18 protein-coding genes are annotated in these 21,781 nt (G+C 36.2%); 8 read left to right on the top strand and 10 right to left on the bottom strand.

Features of this window, described 5'->3' with window-relative positions; all coding sequences use genetic code 11:
- Positions 1-42: 42 nt before the first annotated feature.
- Complete coding sequence (gshA, locus tag B0X80_RS07860; RefSeq protein ID WP_077339282.1) at positions 43-1,614, bottom strand: glutamate--cysteine ligase; 1,572 nt, start codon at positions 1,612-1,614, stop codon at positions 43-45.
- A 301-nt stretch (positions 1,615-1,915) separates the two neighbouring features.
- On the opposite strand from gshA, the gene B0X80_RS07855 reads away from it, so the two are divergent.
- Together B0X80_RS07855 and B0X80_RS07850 are read left to right on the top strand one after the other, a co-directional pair.
- Positions 1,916-3,277, top strand: a complete 1,362-nt coding sequence (locus tag B0X80_RS07855) for a Na+/H+ antiporter NhaC family protein (RefSeq protein WP_077339281.1) — start codon at positions 1,916-1,918, stop codon at positions 3,275-3,277.
- A 1-nt stretch (position 3,278) separates the two neighbouring features.
- Positions 3,279-3,989, top strand: a complete 711-nt coding sequence (locus B0X80_RS07850; RefSeq protein WP_077339585.1) for a TIGR01621 family pseudouridine synthase — start codon at positions 3,279-3,281, stop codon at positions 3,987-3,989.
- Positions 3,990-4,000: 11 nt separating this feature from the next.
- Here the strand turns inward: B0X80_RS07850 and B0X80_RS07845 are convergent, their stop codons facing one another.
- Positions 4,001-4,879, bottom strand: a complete 879-nt coding sequence (locus tag B0X80_RS07845; protein ID WP_077339280.1) for a LysR family transcriptional regulator — start codon at positions 4,877-4,879, stop codon at positions 4,001-4,003.
- 192 nt (positions 4,880-5,071) lie between these two features.
- On the opposite strand from B0X80_RS07845, the gene trxA reads away from it, so the two are divergent.
- Complete coding sequence (trxA, locus tag B0X80_RS07840) at positions 5,072-5,383, top strand: thioredoxin (RefSeq protein ID WP_076416989.1); 312 nt, start codon at positions 5,072-5,074, stop codon at positions 5,381-5,383.
- Positions 5,384-5,491: 108 nt separating this feature from the next.
- Here trxA and B0X80_RS07835 read toward each other — a convergent pair whose 3' ends face one another.
- Positions 5,492-6,838, bottom strand: a complete 1,347-nt coding sequence (locus B0X80_RS07835; RefSeq protein ID WP_077339279.1) for a sodium-dependent transporter — start codon at positions 6,836-6,838, stop codon at positions 5,492-5,494.
- Between the two features lie 309 nt (positions 6,839-7,147).
- Positions 7,148-7,630, bottom strand: a complete 483-nt coding sequence (locus B0X80_RS07830) for a YajQ family cyclic di-GMP-binding protein (protein WP_077339278.1) — start codon at positions 7,628-7,630, stop codon at positions 7,148-7,150.
- Positions 7,631-7,865: 235 nt separating this feature from the next.
- On the opposite strand from B0X80_RS07830, the gene B0X80_RS07825 reads away from it, so the two are divergent.
- Positions 7,866-8,165, top strand: a complete 300-nt coding sequence (locus B0X80_RS07825) for a VanZ family protein (protein WP_077339277.1) — start codon at positions 7,866-7,868, stop codon at positions 8,163-8,165.
- A complete protein-coding gene (locus tag B0X80_RS07820) occupies positions 8,162-9,106 on the top strand; it encodes a ketopantoate reductase family protein (protein WP_077339276.1) in 945 nt (314 codons plus the stop codon). The genes B0X80_RS07825 and B0X80_RS07820 overlap by 4 nt, the downstream gene beginning before the upstream one ends.
- A gap of 21 nt (positions 9,107-9,127) precedes the next feature.
- Here B0X80_RS07820 and thiI read toward each other — a convergent pair whose 3' ends face one another.
- The 3 genes from thiI to pomA all read right to left on the bottom strand — a co-directional run bounded on the left by thiI (position 9,128) and on the right by pomA (position 12,671).
- On the bottom strand, positions 9,128-10,582 hold the full coding sequence (thiI, locus tag B0X80_RS07815) for a tRNA uracil 4-sulfurtransferase ThiI (RefSeq protein WP_077339275.1): 1,455 nt from the start codon (positions 10,580-10,582) through the stop codon (positions 9,128-9,130).
- Positions 10,583-10,956: 374 nt separating this feature from the next.
- Positions 10,957-11,895: a flagellar motor protein MotB gene (locus B0X80_RS07810; protein ID WP_076417000.1), complete on the bottom strand. Its 939-nt coding sequence runs from the start codon at positions 11,893-11,895 to the stop codon at positions 10,957-10,959.
- Between the two features lie 11 nt (positions 11,896-11,906).
- A complete protein-coding gene (gene pomA / locus B0X80_RS07805; protein WP_077339274.1) occupies positions 11,907-12,671 on the bottom strand; it encodes a flagellar motor protein PomA in 765 nt (254 codons plus the stop codon).
- Positions 12,672-12,895: 224 nt separating this feature from the next.
- On the opposite strand from pomA, the gene B0X80_RS07800 reads away from it, so the two are divergent.
- From B0X80_RS07800 to dxs, 3 genes are read left to right on the top strand one after another with little or no spacing between them, the layout of a single operon-like run.
- Complete coding sequence (locus B0X80_RS07800) at positions 12,896-13,147, top strand: exodeoxyribonuclease VII small subunit (RefSeq protein ID WP_076417002.1); 252 nt, start codon at positions 12,896-12,898, stop codon at positions 13,145-13,147.
- Positions 13,148-14,038: a (2E,6E)-farnesyl diphosphate synthase gene (gene ispA, locus B0X80_RS07795; protein WP_077339273.1), complete on the top strand. Its 891-nt coding sequence runs from the start codon at positions 13,148-13,150 to the stop codon at positions 14,036-14,038.
- A gap of 36 nt (positions 14,039-14,074) precedes the next feature.
- Complete coding sequence (gene dxs, locus B0X80_RS07790) at positions 14,075-15,937, top strand: 1-deoxy-D-xylulose-5-phosphate synthase (RefSeq protein WP_077339272.1); 1,863 nt, start codon at positions 14,075-14,077, stop codon at positions 15,935-15,937.
- Positions 15,938-16,051: 114 nt separating this feature from the next.
- Here dxs and B0X80_RS07785 read toward each other — a convergent pair whose 3' ends face one another.
- The 3 genes from B0X80_RS07785 to eda all read right to left on the bottom strand — a co-directional run bounded on the left by B0X80_RS07785 (position 16,052) and on the right by eda (position 21,721).
- Entirely contained in the window at positions 16,052-18,991 is a 2,940-nt protein-coding gene (locus B0X80_RS07785) for a TonB-dependent receptor (protein ID WP_425439697.1), read from the bottom strand.
- A gap of 1,018 nt (positions 18,992-20,009) precedes the next feature.
- Complete coding sequence (fbaA, locus tag B0X80_RS07780; protein WP_077339271.1) at positions 20,010-21,086, bottom strand: class II fructose-bisphosphate aldolase; 1,077 nt, start codon at positions 21,084-21,086, stop codon at positions 20,010-20,012.
- Between the two features lie 17 nt (positions 21,087-21,103).
- Positions 21,104-21,721, bottom strand: a complete 618-nt coding sequence (gene eda / locus B0X80_RS07775) for a bifunctional 4-hydroxy-2-oxoglutarate aldolase/2-dehydro-3-deoxy-phosphogluconate aldolase (protein ID WP_077339270.1) — start codon at positions 21,719-21,721, stop codon at positions 21,104-21,106.
- Between the last annotated feature and the right edge of the window lie 60 nt (positions 21,722-21,781).

The raw sequence follows: 21,781 nt of genomic DNA, 5'->3' as shown, positions 1-21,781 counted from the left end.
TTTGTAAATGCGTTTTTTTTTGCTTAAAGCTTTATAGCTGTTTTAACGTGCGAAATAATCAACTAAAAATTGGTCAAAATCTACGGTATCTGCTGTTTCAATCACTTGCTGATCTTTATGTGATTTATTAACGCTATCAATAAAATCTTGCTCATTTAGCATATTGTAGTCTTGTGCTAATAGCCCATCTCTGTATGTTTGCGCCATAGATAAGGCAACTTGCGTTAAGCTTTTATTTTGATTAACTAACAAATCAATGACTTTAGCTGAAGGGGTTAACTCAGGATTGTTAATTTTATCGAGTTCATCTGACAGCACTTGCTGATACTTAGTGGTGCCATTTGCCTTATCTAATAATTTAGCAATAGGTAGCATTTCATCAAAAATACTGTTGCCCCATTCTTTAACTGACTTATGTTCGCCGTTATCACACAAACGTAGTTCAGGATCTCGGCCTCTTAATACCACTTCATCCATATTATTTTCATATATTTTTTGTTTTTCACCATCGAGATAATCATGCTCTGTTAATGCGCAATACATTAAAAATATATCTAAAAAGTAAACTTGTTCTAAGCTAACGCCAGTATCAACAAATGGATTTACATCTAATGCACGTACTTCAATGTACTCTACCCCTCTGCTACTAAGTGCTTCAGAAGGTTTTTCACCTGCTTTAGCAACTCTTTTAGGCCTAACAGGTGCATACAATTCGTTTTCAATTTGCAATACGTTAGCGTTAAGTTGTTGATATTTCCCGTCAACTTTAACCCCTATTTTTGCAAATTTATCTGAGGATAAGTTAATCGCTTTTTTAACCGCTTCAACATAAGTATCTACATGGTTGTAACATATACTCAATGATGACTGTTCATTATTGGTATAACCTAAATCACTCATTCTTAAAGACGTTGCATGCTCTAAATACAAGTAACCCTTAGGTGATTTTTTAAAAGGTAAAACCTGCGGTTTATTTTGTAGAAATGAGCTACAAATACTGGGTGAACTACCGTACAAATAAGGTATCAACCAACAAAAACGTTTGTAGTTTCTTAATAATGAAAAGTAACGTTCTGAAACAAACTCATCGCGCGGTTGCGTATCTTTTAGTGTAGTTTGTAGTACATTCCAAAAGGAGTCAGGAAAAGAAAAGTTAAAATGAATACCTGAAATAACCTGCATCATACTACCATATCGGTTTTTTAAACCTTGGCGATAAACAGTTTTCATTTTACCAATGTTAGATGAGCCGTATTGAGCTAAAGGTATTTTATTCGCATCATCAACAAAACAAGGCATGCTCATTGGCCACAAAAGCTCACCGTCAATTTGGCTTAAGGTAAACTTTTGAATGTCTTGTAATTGTGCAATAACATCTTCAGGACTTTTATTAACAGGAGTAATAAACTCTAATAACGTTTCAGAGTAATCTGTTGTTATATAAGGGTTAGTTAAAGCTGAACCTAAATTATAAGCATGAGGTTTTTCTGATAACTTACCTTCAGCTAGTACACGTAGGGCTTCACGTTCTATGCCCCTTCCAAAACCTATTAAAGAAGATATATTAGCTTCTTCATTAAAAACAGAAAGATACTCAGTTAAAGATAATTTCAAAATAATTCCTATGCGTTTTACGCAAGCGTTAATGGAACCTATTTATGGCTTAAAAAAAATATTTCAATCCCATAATGCATTTAAATAGCCAATTAAATTTGTAGCTTTACACAAAATATTGCTACATAATTTTTGTCACTTGCTATCAGACCTTACATACTAGCAATCTATTACAAAATAGTTCGCTTAAAAAATAATTAATTACAATATATAATTTTTATCTCCCTACAACCCATAAGCTTATTTGCAATTTATCGGCTATACGGTAAAGTCACGTCAACATTCCAAAGGTGAATCAAAAATGCAAGATAGCGCACTAAGCCTACTTCCCCCTTTAATTGCAATTATTATTGCCGTATGGAAAAGAAACGCCCTAATCGCATTGTTATGTGGGTTAATGTTTACTTTTCTGATGATAAACCACTTCAATCCATTCACTATGCTCACCGACAGTGCTTTAGGCATAGTGGGTGTGTTTAGTTCAACTGGAAATAGTTATATTGTCGCTTTCAGTTTATTAATAGGCGCGTTAGTTACCTTGATGAATCAATCGGGCGCGGTAAATGGGTTTATTGAAAGTTTAGCCAAACTCAATCTGGTTAAAAATAAAAGACAAGCCGCTATGTTACCTACCATTATTGGCACCAGCATTTTTACTGATACTAATTTAAGTATGTTCACAGCAGGCATGGCAAGCCAAAAATTATTTGATACGCATAAACTTAGCCGTGCAAGACTGGCCTATTTATTGGATTCAACCTGCGCCCCCGTCAGTATTCTTTTTTTGATAAACGGTTGGGGAGCTTATGTTTTAGGGCTGCTAGACGGTTATAGCTTTAACGATCCTGTGGGTATTCTTATTGGCACAATTGGCTATAACTTTTACGCTATTATTGCTTTAGTTTTAGCTTATTACACTGCATTTTCAGGTAAAGCTTATGGCTCATTACGCTTAGCTCAACCGATAACTCAAGAACAAAACAATGAAGAATTAATCACTAAAACTGCACCAGCTATGGTTATGTGGTTTCCTTTATTAATGCTATTAGTCACCACCCTAGGTTTACTCTGGTTTACGGGAAATGGAGACATTCGACAAGGTTCAGGTTCGTTTTCCGTATTTTGGGCAATAATAAGTGCTTTAGTGTGTTTAACCCTATTCATTTTAAGCTATAAGCTTTTATCGGTTACTGAAATTTTAGCTGGCATAGTAACAGGCACTAAAAAAATGTTACCAGCTGTTGGCGTGCTGGTTTTATCTTTCGCTTTCGGTAGTGCAATAAAGTTATTAGGTACAGGGCTTTATGTTAGCCAGCTGATTAATGTGGAATTTCCATTATTTTTAATGGCTCCTATTTTATTTATTGCCGCAGGTATAATGGCTTTTGCTACAGGAACTTCGTGGGGAACTTTTGCTATTTTAGTACCCATTGCCGTACCTGTAGCCCAGCAAAGTGGCTTACCTATTGAGTTTATGGTGGCCGCTGTTTTAGGTGGTGGCGTATTTGGAGATCACGCTTCACCTATCTCAGACACTACCGTAGTTGCCTCTATAGCTAGTGGTTGTGATCATTTCGAACACGTTAAAACCCAATTACCCTACACATTATTTGGCGGAGTGATCACTATTGCGATTTATACGTTAATTGGGCTTAGTTATTAATATGTCGTCTTCTAGCATTAGGATTATTGATGAGCAGTCCAACTTTATTGTTGTAAATAAACCAGCCAATACCAACTTTCATGATGAAGGTGAAATAGGCTCAGGTTTTTTTAATGAAGTTAAGCAGTCGCTTAAGTCTACAAGCGAGTTATACCCAGTACACCGTTTAGATAAAATGACGTCAGGCCTGCTTATATTTGCCAAAAATAGTGAAACCGCAAAAGCTTTTCAGCAGTTATTTGAACAGCACCACATTCAAAAATATTATCTCGCCCTCAGTGATAAAAAGCCGAAAAAGAAACAAGGCCTAATTAAAGGTGATATGGCTAAAAGTCGCCGTAGCGCATGGAAGCTACTAAGAAGCCAAGAAAACCCTGCTATCAGCCAATTTATGTCTTTCAGTATAGGAAACGGTATAAGGCTATATTTAGTTAAACCTCATTCAGGCAAAACCCATCAAATAAGAGTTGCACTAAGCAGTATAGGCTCACCTATAATTGGCGATGCTGTATACGGAGGAAGTAACGCTACTGATAACCCTATGTTCGACAGAGGTTACCTGCATGCCTACGCCTTACAATTTACTTTAAACAATATTCAGTACGAATATATACAAGCCCCTAGCTCTGGCGAGCTATTTTTGTCAGCTGAATTTTCAGAACAACTCAAACAAATAGAACTCCCCTGGCTTTTACCTTGGCCTAAAGTGTAACGGCTATAGCTTTAAGACAAACTTCCCATTTTCGATTGAAAATACTCTAAAAACATTCGTGTTTTAAAAGCAATACTCCTACTTTGATACAAAACAGTAAGCTGTAATGCCACAGGGTCGTGGCTTAGTTTCAACCTTTTAACATTCAGTAAATGCCCTTGCGATTGGCACAAGTAATCAGGAAGTTTAGCAATACCTAAGTGTTGCGATGTTGCCTCTAACCTCATTTGTGGACTGGATAAAATAACTTTTTCATGCACAGAAATAAGTTGAATTTTATTATTCTCCCTAAACAACCACTGTTCGTTGTTATTCGATGTAATGCACTTTTCATTTTGGAGATCTTCAGGCGTGTGTATATGCTCAACCGATTCATTAACACCTGAATAAATAGATTGTGGAAAACTTAATAACTGCTTACCGACCCAACTCGAATGAGCTAAATCGGTTTCATGTAAAACAAAAATCAAATCGTAATAATAATTTTCTTCAGGAAATTCAGAACTGTAATGGCTGCAATGCACCACAATATCGGGATATATTTTGGCAAAATCGGTAATGATTTGACTAATAATCTGACTAAAAAATTCTATCGGCAGCAAAATATTCAACCGACCTTTAGGTGATGTATTAAGCTCGTGAATGTCGTTTTCAATACTACTTAGCGCTTCCAAATGAGGCTTACAAGAACGATAAAGTAATAAGCCACTTTCTGTTAACTCTTGCTTACGCGTAGTACGAATAAGCAATTGATAACCAAGTTCTGCTTCTAAATTAGCTAATCGTCGGCTTAATTTAGATTTAGGCACGCCCATAGTTCGAGCCGCTTGCGTTAAAGAGCCAGAATCAATAATGGTAGAAAAGAAAATAAGATCATCTAAATTCAGCACAAAGTTTGTCTCATATATAGAACAATAGATTCTATTAAACCATCTATTAAGTTAAATGAAAACCACCTAGAATGCCCCCTCAAATAAACAATATCAGTTCCATAATTAATTGGTGATTTAAAACAGCAATAATGATCAATTAATTATGGGGTTGGTATAGATATATTATTAACATTAAAAGAGAAGTAAATAATGAGCAATGTAACAGTAATTAAAGCTGAAGATTTTGAACAAGAAGTAACGGCACACAAAGGTGCAGTATTAGTAGACTTTTTTGCTGAGTGGTGTGGACCTTGTAAAATGATCGCTCCATTACTTGATCAAGTATCTGAAGAAAATAGCGAATTGAAAATCGTAAAAATTGATGCAGACCATGCACAAGAGTTAATGACTAAGTTTGGCATCAGAGGCATCCCTACTTTATTACTATTTAAAGATGGCGAGTTAAGTGCAACTAAAGTTGGCGCATTATCTTTAACACAATTAAAAGAATTTGTTGCTTAATTAGCACTTATTTAACCTACTCACCGTAGGTAAAGATCAGAAAAGCCCGTAATGATATCACTATCATTACGGGCTTTTTTATAAGCAAATATTCTACAAATTTGGTATCTAAAGCGAGTGTAAAAACACCATAGCAATAGCCGTTGGACAAACTACCTTGGTATAAACAGGCCAAATCTTCCAGAAGAAACTCTCTTCAATAGACTCGTTACCTTGCTTAATTTCGTCTAATAACGAATTACGTTGCCATATCCAACCTACAAATACACAACAAAGCATAGCTACAATTGGCTGTCCGTATTTAGTAGACAAGGTAATCACTAAGCCAAACAAGCTCTCGAAGTTAGCCATAATAATAACGCTCAGTAAAAAAATACCAATACCGATAATAATAGATGCTTTTTTACGTTCTATATTATGTCGCTCTACCGCATAAGAAACTGGCCCTTCAAGCATTGAAATAGAAGATGTTAGCGCCGCAATCGTCATTAAAGCAAAAAAGCCAATAGCAACAAACAGGCCTACTCCGCCCATACTTTCAAATAAGCTAGGTAGTACAGTAAATACCAAAGTATCTTCAGATAATAAACTGCCATCAGCAGCAAATATTTCTACACCTTGTGCTTGAGCCACATACATAGCAGGAATAATTAATAAACCCGCTAAAAAAGCGATTGATACATCAATTAACGTAACCTGTGCACCTAAACTCACCATATTTTCTTTTTTAGAAATATAAGAGCCGTAGATCACCATAACACTCGTACCTAAAGACAAAGAGAAAAAGGCTTGCCCTAAAGCACTTAACAATAGTGTAGGTTCAAAAATACGGGAAAAATCAGGATTAAGATAAGCCTCTAAGCCTTCGCTAGCGCCCTCTAAAGTAAGCACATAGCCAATTAAAATAAGCAGTAACGTTAACATGAGCGGCATTAATCGTTTAGACCACTTTTCAATACCGTCTTCAACACCGCGAGAAATAATAAAAATAGTTAAACTAACAAATATTGCGGTAAAAATGAGGTTTCGTTCGAAGGAAAAAGCCACCAGCCAATGAGCACTTTCTACGCTCCCCATTAATTTAGCCACAGGTTCAGCGGTATGAGCAATCATCCAACCTGCAACTATCCCGTAAAAGCTTAAAATTAATGCCGCACATATAACACCAGCAAAACCCACAACAAAAGCAAAGCGTTTTTGGAATAAGCTTTTAGACATTTTTTGAAGTGAAGTAACCGCATTAGCTTGCCCATAACGACCAATTAAGATTTCGGCCATAAATGCAGGATAAGCTAAACAAAATGCTAACACTAAATACATCAATACAAAGGCAGCACCACCATTACTCGCCGTTTGTGTTGGAAAGCCCCAAATATTCCCTAAACCAACCGCAGAACCTGCAGCCGCCATAATAAAACCTAGTCGCGAACTAAATCCGCCTCTACTTCCAGCCATGAACATCTATCTTTTTTATTAGGATCATAACGGAGTAATTTACTTAATGTATTCGCAAAACAACAGTATTAATTTAATAAACCCGTGTTTAGGTTGAAGATTGCACAATTTTAAGTGTAAAGATTTTAGTACCTATGAGTTGACATAAGATGGATAAGTGAAGAGATTATATTGAAAATATACAAGAAAGAAAATTAAAGGCCGATTATAACTACCTACAAGATATTCCCCTAAGATATAAGTTCTTAGGGGAGTGCTAAACCACACCAGCTAATAGCACATTTAGGGAACTCCTTTCCCTAAAACGCTTTAGTCTCTAAAGTTATTAAACTGAAATGATTGCTCTAAGTCAGCTTCGCGCACAAGCTGCATAACTTGTTGTAAATCATCACGCTTTTTACCGGTAACACGTACTTGCTCGCCTTGAATGGCGGCTTGTACTTTTAACTTACTGTCTTTAATTAATTTAACCACTTTTTTCGCTACGGGTTGTTCAATACCTTCTTGAAAAGAAAGGGTTTGAGTAACGGTTTTGCCTGAAAACTCAGCTTTAGACACAGTGAGTGCTTTAGCATCAATATTACGTTTAGCCAGGTTACCTCGTAACATGGTAACTAACTGTTGTAATTGCATTTCTGCTTCTGCTTTAATGATAACGGTTGGTTTTTTCCATTCAATACTTGCTGTAACACCTCTAAAATCAAAACGAGTTTCTAGCTCTTTTTTAGTGTTGTTGGTTGCGTTAAGTACTTCTTCCATATTAATTTCAGAAACGATATCCATTGATGGCATAATTTTTCTCTTTTTAAAACAAAATACGATAGGCAAATAATAACAGTCTGATACTCGATAACCAATATTAAGCTGATAATAATGCTGAATATTTGCCTACATTTAAACGAATATACGTTGGAATAGGCTTATTCCATCATGTTATGATGAGGATAAATCGTCTCCCTTTGTTGCTAACTTTATGAAATATCTCCATCACTTACTTTTTTTCCTTGTTATATTGGTGTCTGTGGTGATGCTTACTATTTCAAATGAAGTACGAGAGGTCGTTTTTCAATTTACTAAAATTGATACTATTGGCCATTTTATTGGTTTTTTCTGCTTAACATGGATTTTAAATAGTTTATTTAAATTACCTTTGTTTAATTTAGCTATTTGTTTGGTTTTATATTCAGGACTTACCGAAATCGGCCAGTATTATTTAGGCTTTAGAAATGGTGAGTTTAGAGATTTTATTGCCGATGTTATTGGTATTGGAACCTTCGTTATTATTAAATGGATGGTAGTGGTTTACGGTAGAAAAGAAACGATATGACCAGCGTTATGGCTTCAGTTACCACTCAACCTACAACTAATGTAATGATTGTTGGCTCAGGAGCTATTGGTTTATTGTGGTATAGCCATTTTTGTTTATGTAACAACAAAGCTGTTAACTGTTTTTTATATCAGTCTCCTACTCGAAAAACCTTACAACATTCCATTTTATTCGCCTCACTAAGTAATCAAAAAACAACCTTTCCAAGTAAAGTGATCACTAGCAGCAACGAGCATTCAATAGATATTATTTTAGTATGTGTTAAAAGCTATCAACTCAATCAAGCCATTGCTGACATAGCCCCCTTTATTACATTAAATACTCTCGTAATAACAACACATAATGGTTTAGGGGCTTTAAATACAGAGTCAACACAGCTTTTACAAAATAATAATGTATTCGACTTACTTACCACGCACGGTTGCTTAAAACTTTCTGAGAATAAGATAGTTCATACGGGTGCTGGCGTTTCTCATTTAGGCCGAAAATTTGGGAAAAAAAGTCCATTACTTGAAACAAAAACAACGCAGTTACTGCATTCGGTATTACCTGAAGTTATTTGGTGTGAAGATATATTATCGAAGCAATGGTTAAAGTTAGCGATTAACTGTGTAATAAACCCATTAACAGCATTACACAACATTAAAAATGGTGCTCTAATTCACGAGAAGTTTGAGAATACAATCAACCAACTAATAGATGAAATAGTAGTTATAGCCCATTTAAAAAACATAAGTTTGAATAAAGAAAGCTTAAAAGAAACCGTATATTTAGTTGCGCAAAATACTGCAAAAAATAGTTCATCAATGCGTTGCGATGTACAGCAAGGTAGGCAAACAGAAGTGGAATATATTAATGGTTATATTCATCGATTAGGGCAAGAATTGAATATTCCTACCCCAAAAAACACTGAGCTATATCAAAGGGTGTTAGCCTTATAGCTCAGTAATGATGAATGTAAATTACGGACGGTAAACTTTAACGTTGGTAAAGCCATTATCTAATAAATACAAGGCTTGCAGCTTACTCATAACACCTTGGTCGCAATAAAGAAAATAGTCTTTGTCTTTCGCTAAATCGCCAAATTTTGTCGCCAGTTTATAAAATGGAATGTGAATAACTTCTACTTTATCTAATTCTAGCGGGTTATTGTCTTCTTCTTCAGGGCTTCTAATATCAACAACAATGGCGCTATCATCAAGTTGGTCAACCATTTCTACCGCTTTAATTTCAGCTTCTGTTTCTGTAGCAATATCACGAATATCATATAAACGAGTATTCTTTACTACGTCGTCTAAAATATCAAAGTCAAAGTTGCTTTCTTCCTGCTCAATTTTAGATAACACCGCTTTAACCGTAGGTTTGTTTGAGATAACACCACAGTATTCAGGAATCGTTTTAGAGAAGTCTTCAGTACCTATTTGACGAGCAATATCAATGATGTCTTGTTTATCGTAAGCTGTTAATGGCCTTAGAATTAAGGTCTCGGTTACACGATCAATCACATTTAAGTTGGTTAGCGTTTGGCTAGAAACCTGCCCTAATGCTTCACCAGTAACTAACGCTTGTATTTTAGCGCGAGCGGCAACTTTTTCTGCTGCACGCATCATCATACGTTTTAGAATAACGCCCATTTGACCGTTTTCTACTTTCTCTAAAATTTCAGCCACTACAGGTTCAAAATCAATCGCAAAAAACTTAACTTTATGAGATGCGCCAAACTTGTTCCATAAATAGTAACTGACTTGCTTAACACCAATTTCGTGAGCTGAACCGCCTAAGTTAAAGAAACAATAATGAGTACGAGCCCCCTTTTTGATCATTTGGTAACTGGCAACCGCTGAATCAAAACCACCCGACATAAGCGATAATACGTCTTCTTGCGTGGCAATTGGGAAACCACCTAAGCCTTTGTGACGCTCTGTAACAATAAACAGTTTTTCATTTTTAATTTCTAAATGAATAGTAACGTCGGGTTTGCTTAACTTTACTTTAGCTGACTCAACCGCTTGATTTAAGCCGCCACCAACATATTGTTCAACTTGAATAGATTTAAATTCGTGAGTACCCGTACGCTTTACACGCACACAAAAGGTTTTGTTTTCAATCGTTTTGGCATGTAAAGCAATTGTTTTTTCGTAAATGCTATGCAAATCTGTAAAGTCTGTTTGCACAACCTCTAAAAACATCGGAATACCAGGAACACATTTAAGAGTTTCAATCACCTTTTCACGATTTTCTGGAGAGTCGTTTGGTGAGTTTACTTCAATGTTATCCCACGTCATACGGGCAGTAATTTGTTCGTCGACACGACGAAGTACAGTTTTAAGATTAGATTCTAATATTTTAGTAAAACGCTTACGTACAGGCCTACTTTTAATGGTGATTTCAGACTGCAACTTTACAATAAATTTCATGGACGCTAATACCTAACAAATGTACTTCAAAAATAATGGCGCGAATTATACACGATAAATAAAGCCATTTATCATAATTTTTTAATAGCATGTTTAGCTTAGATAAACAGATAAAAAGTAAAAGGCTACTACAATAATAAATAGTGCATATTTATCAGCTAAATAAAGAGGGCAACTAAATAACATCAACTCAAGATAAGTAAAGTTACTCAACAAGCATAGAAAAACAAAGGGAAAAATTAAACCTTTGATAAATAAAATTTAAAGCAACTCATCAACATTCATCACCCCGAGTTGAGGTTAAATAGTCATGATAGCTTTAAAACAAAAAAGAGCTGCGAAATGCAACTCTTTTTAACTGTGAACTGATTGTGTTATTGAATAATAGACACAGGTTCTGTTTCTTGCGCTCGGCCTTGGTTAATAGCAATTTCAACCCGACGATTTTTTCGTCTGTTAAGTGCATTAGTATTTGGCACTAAAGGCTGAGCATCGGCATGTCCAGCAACCACTAATCGGCTTTGATCAAAATCTGGTACTTTTATTATTTCATGCGCTATTGCGACAGCTCGTTTACTTGATAAATCCCAATTTGAAGTAAATAACTCTGAGCTGATACCTTGGTTATCGGTATGACCTGATATCATTATTTCACCGGGTATCGTCATTAACAACTCACCTATTTCTCTAATAATAGGTCTAAACTGTGGTTGTAAAAAAGCGGAACCCGAGGGAAATGAGCCATTTTCACGTATACGAATAATAATTTGTTGGCCTAAAGATTCTAACTCTATAGCACCATCTTGAATTTGCTTATCGAGCTGATCTGCTATTTTCTTGATTAACTCGTTCATTTGTTCTTGAGAGGCTTTTTGAGCTTCTTCTGAGGTTTGTACTATTTGTTGTTCGGCTTGTTCATTAGCTGTACTTTGTGATTGACCGCCACGCTGAGTTCCACGTTGCTCTTGTCGACCACCTGCCGAAGTTTCGTCACCCGCCTGAAACTCCAACATTTGTTGGGTCATTTCTACGGTTTGTTGTTGAATAACTTCAATTGGCGTGGGTTCAGGCTTACCCGGCCTAAATTCTTGGGCGATAATACTCGTACCTTTAGGGATGTCTTTTACTTCAATTTTATTTTGTACACCAAAAGCAAACTTCATCGAGCCTGCTATTTGTTTAAATTTTAAAACATCCATTTCAGAAAAAGATAACAGCAATACAAAAAAGCACATTAGCAATGACATTAAATCAGCGAATGTTCCCATCCAAGCAGGTAGCCCAGGGGGCGGACACTTACATTCTTCTTCCATTTTAGCCTCCCCTATTCTTCATTCGTGTCGATGGTTCGCTTACCTTCAGCTAAATAATTTTTTAACAGCCCTTCAATAACACGCGGGTTTTGACCATCTTGAATACCTAAAACAGCATCTAAAATAAGTTGCTGATTCATTTTTTCTTCATCAAGTCTTAGTTTTAGTTTATTAGCAATAGGAATAGCAATTACGTTTGCTAAAAAGGCACCATACAGTGTAGTTAAAAGCGCAACGGCCATAGCAGGACCAATAGCTTTAGGATCATCCATGTTTGATAACATGGCAACCAAACCAATTAACGTACCTATCATCCCCATTGCAGGAGCAACATCGGCAATAGCCATCATCATACCTATGCCTCTTTCATGGCGCTCGCTGGTCAGGGTGATATCTTTTTGCATGGTACCGCGTACTACATCAGCATCGTGCCCATCTACAAGCATATCGACACCTTTTTGCATAAAAGCGTTAGTGATTTCGGCTTCTTCCAAGGCTAAAAAACCACCTTTACGAGCTGCGTCTGCCATTTCAACTGATTTTTCGATGAGTTCTTCTGGTTTTTCTATTTTAAAGAGGAAGGCTTTACCACATATTTTACCTATGCCGAAAAATTGCCCCATATTATAATTTGATAATACAACGAATAAAGATCCACAAAACACGATTAATATAGACTGGGTGTCAACAAACATGCTGATATCACCACCTAAAATCATCGCCATTACGATAAAACCTATGGCGCCAACCATTCCAAGAAGCGTAGCTAAATCCACAAAATTCTCCTGTTCACATGTTTTCGTTGTACTTTATAAAATAATAATACATTAACGATTTGGGTTACGCGAATACTAATAACTTTATTATCGCCCGCAATGTCAATAACTTAAGTTCTTTTCATTAAAAGATAACAATCAATTAATAAATCGACGCTAATTGACCAAAATGTTAAGCTAAGGTACCTTTGCGCCTATCTATTAAATGTAGCAGTAAAAAAATAATGGCTAGAAAAAAAATTGAAAACTTAAGCTTTGAAGAATCACTCAATGAATTAGAAGAAATTGTTCAAAATTTAGAACAAGGTGAGCTAAGTCTGGAAGATTCAATGAATTTATTTGAGCGTGGTTTAAATCTTAGCCAAGCTAGCCAAACGAAGCTACAGGATGCCGAGCAAAAAATCCAAATATTGCTCGATAAAAACAATCCAGAACAAGAACTTTCTACATTTGAATTAACACAGGACGATAGCTAAGTGGGTCAGTTACCTCAATTAGATGAATACCAACAACGTGTTAATCAATTTCTTACCCATAAATTAGATCAGCTAACGTGTAACGACGAACGTTTATTAGAAGCCATGCGTTATGGTTTACTGATTGGTGGCAAACGCATGCGCCCATATTTAGCTTATATAACAGGTATAAGTGTTGGCGCTAAATTAGAAGATATTGATGGTATTGCTGCGGCATTAGAATGCATTCACGCGTATTCGTTATTACATGACGACTTACCTGCAATGGACGACGACGATTTGAGACGTGGTAACCCCACATGTCATAAAGCCTTTGACGAAGCGACTGCAATATTAGCAGGCGACAGTTTACAAACCTTAGCGTTTGATATTTTAGCTAATCACCATTTTTCTAAGCAACTTCAAAATAAACGTATTGGTTTTGTGCAACAATTAGTTAAGGCTTCAGGTTATCAAGGTATGTGTGGCGGACAAGCATTAGATTTAGCCGCAACCGACAAATCTATTTCGTTAGAAGCACTGCAACATTTACATTCATTAAAAACAGGCGCTTTAATTGAAGCTTCTGTACTTATGGCGGCTGATTGCAGTACAAAAATTTCAATTAAAGAAAAAGAACAATTAAAAACTTTTGCACAACTTGTTGGTTTAGCTTATCAAGTAAGAGACGATATCATTGATATTACTTCAAGCGAAGAAGAGCTAGGAAAACCAGCGGGTTCAGACGTAGCAGCCAATAAAAGTACTTATCCAGCTTTACTTGGTTTAGAAGGTGCTCAACAAAAAGCTGACGACTTATATCAACAAGCGCTTCAAGCTTTGTCTACTTTACCTTACAATACCCACAGTTTAGCTGAATTTGCCACTTTCATTGTAAAACGCACCAGCTAGTTACCCGATATACATTAATAAGAATAATCAATACACATGACAATTGACCTGAATGACTACCCTCTTTTATCTAATATTAATACGCCTGATGATTTACGATTATTAGGTAAAGATAAACTCACCCAAGTGAGTAACGAATTACGTCAATACTTACTCAGTTCAGTTAGTAAAAGCAGTGGTCATTTTGCTTCGGGCTTAGGCACTATAGAACTCACCGTGGCGTTGCATTTTGTTTATAACACACCTTTTGATCAACTTATTTGGGATGTTGGACATCAAGCTTATCCTCATAAAATATTAACGGGTCGACGTGATCAGCTGCATACCATTCGACAAAAAGATGGTTTACATCCATTCCCATGGAGAGAAGAAAGCGAATACGATGTGTTAAGTGTCGGTCATTCGAGTACATCAATATCTGCAGCCCTAGGTATGGCAGTAGCTGCAGAGAAAGAAGCAAAAAACAGAAAAGTAGTTGCTGTTATTGGTGATGGTGCGATGACAGCAGGTATGGCGTTTGAAGCATTAAACCACGGCGGCGATATTAATAAAGATATGCTCGTTGTGTTAAACGACAATGAAATGTCGATATCAGAAAACGTAGGCGCATTAAATAACCACTTAGCTAAAATGTTATCTGGAAGTATATATACTGGGCTTCGAGAAGGTAGTAAGCGCATACTTAAAGGCATTCCACCAATTAAAGAATTAGCCAGCCGAGCAGAAGAACACATTAAAGGCATGGTGGTTCCTAGCACCTTTTTTGAAGAACTTGGTTTTAATTATATTGGTCCGATCGATGGACACGATGTTAAAGGTTTAGTTGATACCATTAGCAACATGCGTAATTTAAAAGGTCCTCAGCTTTTACATATTGCTACTACAAAGGGTAAAGGCTACGAAGCCGCTGAACAAGATCCTATTAAGTACCATGCTGTTCCTAAGTTTAATCCTGAAGAGACTACGCTGCCAGCAAGTAAACCAAGCTTACCCACTTATTCTAAAATTTTTGGTCATTGGCTCTGTAAAACAGCCGAAATAGACGAAAAATTAGCAGCAATTACACCAGCCATGCGTGAAGGTTCAGGCATGGTTGAGTTTAGCCAACGTTTTCCAGAACAATATTACGATGTCGCCATTGCTGAGCAACACGCAGTCACCTTTGCGGCAGGTTTAGCAATTGGTGGTTATCATCCTGTTGTGGCTATTTATTCAAGCTTTTTACAGCGTGGTTACGATCAACTGATCCATGATGTAGCGATTCAAAACTTACCTGTTTTATTTGCTATTGACCGTGCAGGTATTGTGGGAGCCGACGGCCCTACGCACCAAGGCGCATTCGATTTAAGCTTTTTAAGATGTATACCTAACATGGTTGTAATGGCTCCTTCTGACGAGCGAGAGTGTCAATTAATGCTCACCACAGGCTACCAACACAATGGGCCTGCAGCAGTAAGATATCCTCGAGGTTCAGGTACTGGTGCCGAGTCACCGGCAATTTCAGAAACGTTAGAAATAGGTAAAAGCCAAATAACACAACAAGGTAAAGAGATTGCTATTTTAAGTTTTGGCACCTTGTTACATGAAGCAAAAATAGCCGCTGATTCTCTAAACGCCACCTTAGTCGATATGAGATTTATTAAGCCTTTAGATGAGTCTTTAATTTCAGAAATAGTCAGTACGCATTCTTGCATCGTAACCCTTGAGGATAACGCCATTGCAGGTGGTGCAGGTTCAGGCGTAAATGAATTTATACTCAGTAAAGGCATAGCGATAAAAGTATTAAATATTGGTTTACCTGATGTGTTTATTAAGCACGGCACACAAGAAGAAATACATAAAGAGTTAGGTTTAGATAGCGAAGGTATATTAAGTAAAATTAACAAATTCGTTAATTAATTCTAGCGATATTAAGCCACTTATAAAGGTTAACTTTATTATCAAAAATAATAATCAAACATAAAAAAACGAGCTACTTAGCTCGTTTTTTATTTAGTCTATATTAATTTGATATTAGAACTTAGCGCGTACACCAACTGTGTAACGACGATCCGCTTCAGTGTATTTCCAAGCTCCACCTAATTCAGATAAGTAGATAGAAGGTTCACCTGTTAAGTTAGTCGCGTTAGCTACTACTGTAAAGTGTTCGTTAATATCCCAACTTGCAGAGAAATCTAACTGGCCTCTATCGTCACGGTAGTTATTACCATAAACAGTACCTTCTTCAGAAATACCACCTGTAGCATTAATATTTTCTACACGTTTTTCATTTTCAGTATCTAAGAAACTATCACGGTAGTTATAAGCTAAACGCGTTGAAACACCTTCATATTCCCAGAACAACTGTAAGTTGTATGTGTTTTTAGAAATATCTAATAATGGGTTACCATTTGGTTGCTCACTATCTGCATATGTGTAGTTTGCACTAACACCTAAACCAGACCAAGCATCAGGAAGAGAAGTAAAAAATTGCTGATAGCCTATTTCAAACCCTTGAACTTTACCATTTTCACCATTGGTATCTTTCGTTGTATCAATACCTGTATTTCCTGAAGCTCTTAGCGCATCAACAAAAGCAAAACCGTCAGCATCTACTGGGAAGTCTGTACTATCAGAGAAAACTAGGTTGTCTTGTGATACGCCTGCTGTAGTTAACTGACAAACCTGATTCCATTGCGTCACGTTTTGGCCAACAGTAGAAGCATCTGCCACACAGCTACTTTCGTTACTTAAGAAAGATTCAACATCTTTGTAGAATACTGCGAAAGACACCATGTTGCCTTCGCCAAAATAATGCTCTACTGATAAGTCAAACTGAGTTGCACGGAAAGGTTCTAAATCGATAGCACCTTGAGTAGCCCCCGTTATATCGTTATTAATATCAAATGCCGGACTTAATTCATTGAAGTTAGCACGACGCATTACTTTAGCTGCAGCAAAACGAAATAGAGTTTCGTCTGAGTAGTTATATGTTACGTTTAAGCTAGGTAAAAAGTCGCTGTAATCATTTTCGCCTGTTACTTTTTCACTATCAAGATATACGCTTGATTCAAGATCTGTTGTTACATATCTACCACCAACAATCGCGGTAATATCATCAAAATCTAAATGCGCTGATACATAAATAGCGGCAGTATCTTCAGTGACCTCTCTGTAAGCACTATCTTGAAATTTCAAGTTATCGGCTAAACTACCCGTTGTTGCTAAATTAGTACCTACCAATAGTTGCTGTAATTCATTAAATACATTTGCAGGGTTAGATAATCCGTTGTAAGTCGCGAAAGTTAACAAATCGTTTTGGCCTGAATGCCCTAATTGATCGAAAGAGTTATCGTGGCTCATGGTAGTAAAACTACCAGCAAATTGGTCGTTGTAATCATCAATCCATAATGTAGCTAATGAACCATCAGAATCATTAAAGGCCTTCTTGTAAATATCTTTAATTTCAACTTTGTATTGCTCATATTCGTATTCACGTTTAGTTGCACGAACACCTGCCTTTAATGTAGTTACCCACTCTAAACCTAGTGGTTCCGTTATTGCGATATCAAAACGCACAGCAGTTTCATCGTTATTCGTTATTTTTTCTTCACTTTTAAAAGTACGTAACGCTAAGTTATCAGGGCTAGTAAATGCCGTAGGATCTGAGTGAATAATACTTGGAAGTTTATTACCTGATTGAGAAAAAGCACCATCATAAAGATGATTTACAAGGTCTGTTCCACCACTAGCTTCAAAGGTAGATTTTTCAATAGGTCGTAAGGTAAATTCAGAGTCAGGTCTAATACTTTCTGATGATGCTACAGCAACTTCACCCGATATTTTCACGTCGTCAGCAATATTCCACTCAGCACCTAGTGCATGTGAAAAAGACTTAGTTTCACGGAAATCACTGTAAGTTTTAGGAATAGCAAAGTCGTTTGTAAGAGTATAGTTATTTACACCATTAGCATCTTGCGTCGTATTTTCATCTGTAGATAAAGAGCCAACAACACCAAGAATTGAGTTACCATTTTGCTCACCAGAACGCTTAGTTGTGTTTAAATCAAGGTAGATCATACCGTCATTAGATTTAGGCGCCCACTGAAGTGATAAATTTAAAGCAGTACGTTCACGTTTTTCTACGTATTGTTCAACACTGTGCTCATCTCTAACGATTGCATTACCGCTTGGAGTGTTTCCATCTTGGCCGTTAATTTGAATATCTTGAGGCTTAACACGGCTAGAAGTTTCATCTTGACGAATTTCACGGTCTTGGTAAGAAAGCATGGCTAAAGCACCAAAAGTACCCGCATCACCTAAATCCCAATTATTACCTACTGAACCACTAAAAATAGGTGCGATATTTTCTGTTTTATCTGCGTACTCAGCATCTAAAGACATAGCACCAGTAAGCTTTTCTAACTCTAACGGACGAACGGTTTTAAGACTTACTGTACCGCCTAGTGCACCTTCAATCATGTCTGCAGTAGGTGACTTAACAACTTCTACCGCTTTTAAGAAACTTGATGGAAAATCTTGAAGACTTACACCATCGCGAGAATCACCGATAGTTGAACGGCCATTTAATTCAACACGGTTTTGAGGTAAGCCACGTATTGAAACGCTATCACCTACACCAAAATCGGTGTTAATTGATACACCTGTAATACGTTGTAATGCTTCAGCAATATTGTTATCTGGTAACTTACCAATATCTTCAGCAACGATAGCATCTACAATACGACCATCTGTACGTTTAAGTAGAGAAGCAGCTTTCATACTACCTAACATGCCTCGCACTTCGATAACTTCAATCGCTTCAGCTTCATTTGCATCTTGAGTGTTAACTTCTTCTGCTGCATAAGTAGGCATTGCTAGCATGGCCACTAACGCAGAACTATATAGAGCTGATTTATTACTTAAACGGTTACGTTGTAATGCTGAACTTATTTTATTTAATTGAATTGTCATCTTTTTCCCCTAAACCTTACATGATGTTTATTTTTTATTTGAGCTTACCAATTTAATATTTGTTATTAGCTCAAAAACTAAACCAAATCTAACCAACAAAACCATTATTGTCAACCATTTTGGTAAACCAATTTAAAATAACAAACGAAAACAGTCTTTACCAATAAGGTAGATGGATTTAGTTACTTCTGTAAGTACTCGTATATAAAAGGAATAATCTATAAATCCTAAGTGACAGCTAACATAATTAATTAAATTATGAGTAAAGAAATTAATCAAATAAACAAGTTGATAATAAATTTCTTTCGTTTTTAGCCTAGGTACTACCTATTATAAATAATAGGTCACTTTTATTATTTTGCTCTTAATAATAAAAATTTAATTAAAACAACGAGAAATAAATACAAAAACGTTGTATAACAAAAACTTAAATTAAGAATCTGATAATATTCAAATTAACGTTGAGTTAATTACATTTATGCAAGATTAAGAAAAAGTTAAAAATAAAGCACACCTTAACATAATGATATATTAGCAATAATCATGTAAATACATAATCCACCCAATAAATTGGTAATACAAAAATACTAAATAAATAAAATTGGCATTACCAAAAAAAACACGGTTACATAAAAAAAGAGGGGAATAAAAAGATATAAAGCGCTTAGCGTAATAAAGAAAAGGAATAATGAGCAGGTTACGAAACCGTGGCAGAAAACTTATTTATCCGCTTAAAATGCCTATTGCGACATCTTAAACGGATAGTTAATTGTAATTTAGGTTAATTAACCTCAACTCGGGTTAATGAATGTTAGATAATGAATTAAAAATCTTATTTATCAAAACCTTAATCTGTATCGTTGTTTTCCTAAGTTATATTAGTCTCTCAACATTGATATTTTTGTTTATAACAAGGCGAATTTTTCTATCTAATAGCTGGCTATTAGTAATAAATTCAACGAAGTTAGGCATAAAAATAGCTTGTTGAGTAACTTTGCTTATCCCGAGCTGAGGTTAATTAGTATCTATTTAAGCAATTTAAATCTTCAAACGTTTGAAGTAACCTTTGAACCATACTGTCTTCACCCTTGCGTATCCATACTCGAGGATCATAAAATGGTTTATTGGGCTTATCTTCACCTGTTGGGTTACCTATTTGTTTACCAAGATAACGTTTTTTATCGTTATAGTAATTTAGTACGCCCTGCCAAGTTGCCCATTGCGTATCAGTATCTATATTCATTTTTACCGTACCGTACGATAGTGCTTCTTTAATATCCCCTACGTCAGATCCTGATCCTCCATGAAAAACAAAGTTTAATGGTCTAGGAGGTAAAGCAAACTTTTCAGATACATAATTTTGCGAATTTTTTAAGATCATTGGCGACAGCGTTACGTTACCTGGCTTGTACACACCATGCACATTACCAAACGAAGCCGCTATAATAAAATTAGGGCTAATTTTTATCAATTGTTCATAAGCATATGCGACATCTTCAGGTTGGGTATAAAGCTTAGCGCTATCAATATCAGTATTATCAACGCCATCTTCTTCACCACCAGTACAACCTAATTCAATTTCTAGCGTCATATTAATTTTGCTCATACGCTCTAAATAACGACCACATGTTGCAATATTTTCTTCTAAAGATTCAGCCGATAGGTCAACCATATGAGAACTAAACAGAGGTTTGCCTGTTCTTTTAAAGTGCTCTTCACCTTCGGTCAGTAAAGCATCGATCCAAGGCAGTAAATTTTTAGCTGCATGATCGGTATTTAATATAACAGGCACGTCATAATGCTTAGCGGCTAAATGTATATAGTGGGCTCCAGCTATGGCTCCTTGAATAGAAGCATCCATTGCTGAAAGGTTTGCACCTTTACCAATAAAAAAAGCAGCCCCCGAATGAGATAGTTGAATAATAACCGGTGAATTGACTTTTTTGGCGGCTTCTAGAGTCGCGTTAATGGAATGATTACCAATAACGTTAACTGCAGGATAAGCAAACTGATTATCTTTAGCGTAGTTATAAAGATCAGTAACACTTTGTCCCGTGGCTACGCCTACCGACACCCTATTAGATATTATATTCATAAGCTTTATTTATAATCCTATAAAAGAGCATCTTTACAAGCTGATGTAATTAAATTCCATTGCTGTGACTCAACCCAATTTGCTGGTGCAACCCAAGTACCACCTACTGCAAATACATTGCTTAAATTAAGATAATCAGCTTTGTTGTTTGCGTTAATGCCACCTGTAGGACAGAAGCTTACTGACTTAAATACAGAACCCATAGCTTTTAAAAACTGAGAACCGCCTGAAAGTGATGCTGGAAATAATTTTAATTCACTATACCCAAATTCTGTTGCTAATAAAATATCTGCTGATGTAGAAACTCCCGGTAAAACAGGTACAGGACAGTTTTTAAGTGCATGAAGTAATGTTGGCGAACTCGCTGGTGTAATAATAAAGTCAGAACCTGCTTTTAATGCATCATCTAAAATACTTTCATTTAATATCGTGCCCGCTCCCACAAGTAAGTCAGGTAGCTCTTTCTTGATCTGTTTAATAATGTCTAGCGATGCTTCAGTACGTAGAACCACTTCAACTAAATGAATACCTGCTTCGTGCATGGCTTTAGCTATATTAACACCTTGTTCTACTGTAGCAGCTTGAATGATAGGTAATAGTGTTTGGTTTCCCATGAGTGATGAGAATGTTTTCATGTTTTTTTCCTTTAGTATAAATAAAGTCGAATAGCCATTCTTATAGTGTTGAAACAATGA

This window comes from Pseudocolwellia agarivorans (assembly GCF_002000085.1).
In the GTDB taxonomy this organism is placed as follows: Bacteria; Pseudomonadota; Gammaproteobacteria; order Enterobacterales; family Alteromonadaceae; genus Pseudocolwellia; species Pseudocolwellia agarivorans.
This window is presented reverse-complemented; position numbering and strand designations above follow the sequence as displayed.

Coding starts and splice junctions, on each gene's coding strand:
- B0X80_RS07855 (WP_077339281.1), top strand. CDS start 1,916: ATGCAAGATAGCGCACTAAGCCTACTTCCCCCTTTAATTGCAATTATT.
- B0X80_RS07850 (WP_077339585.1), top strand. CDS start 3,279: ATGTCGTCTTCTAGCATTAGGATTATTGATGAGCAGTCCAACTTTATT.
- trxA (WP_076416989.1), top strand. CDS start 5,072: ATGAGCAATGTAACAGTAATTAAAGCTGAAGATTTTGAACAAGAAGTA.
- B0X80_RS07835 (WP_077339279.1), bottom strand. CDS start 6,838: ATGGCTGGAAGTAGAGGCGGATTTAGTTCGCGACTAGGTTTTATTATG.
- B0X80_RS07830 (WP_077339278.1), bottom strand. CDS start 7,630: ATGCCATCAATGGATATCGTTTCTGAAATTAATATGGAAGAAGTACTT.
- B0X80_RS07825 (WP_077339277.1), top strand. CDS start 7,866: ATGCTTACTATTTCAAATGAAGTACGAGAGGTCGTTTTTCAATTTACT.
- B0X80_RS07820 (WP_077339276.1), top strand. CDS start 8,162: ATGACCAGCGTTATGGCTTCAGTTACCACTCAACCTACAACTAATGTA.
- thiI (WP_077339275.1), bottom strand. CDS start 10,582: ATGAAATTTATTGTAAAGTTGCAGTCTGAAATCACCATTAAAAGTAGG.
- B0X80_RS07810 (WP_076417000.1), bottom strand. CDS start 11,895: ATGGAAGAAGAATGTAAGTGTCCGCCCCCTGGGCTACCTGCTTGGATG.
- B0X80_RS07800 (WP_076417002.1), top strand. CDS start 12,896: ATGGCTAGAAAAAAAATTGAAAACTTAAGCTTTGAAGAATCACTCAAT.
- dxs (WP_077339272.1), top strand. CDS start 14,075: ATGACAATTGACCTGAATGACTACCCTCTTTTATCTAATATTAATACG.
- B0X80_RS07785 (WP_425439697.1), bottom strand. CDS start 18,991: ATGACAATTCAATTAAATAAAATAAGTTCAGCATTACAACGTAACCGT.
- fbaA (WP_077339271.1), bottom strand. CDS start 21,086: ATGAATATAATATCTAATAGGGTGTCGGTAGGCGTAGCCACGGGACAA.
- eda (WP_077339270.1), bottom strand. CDS start 21,721: ATGAAAACATTCTCATCACTCATGGGAAACCAAACACTATTACCTATC.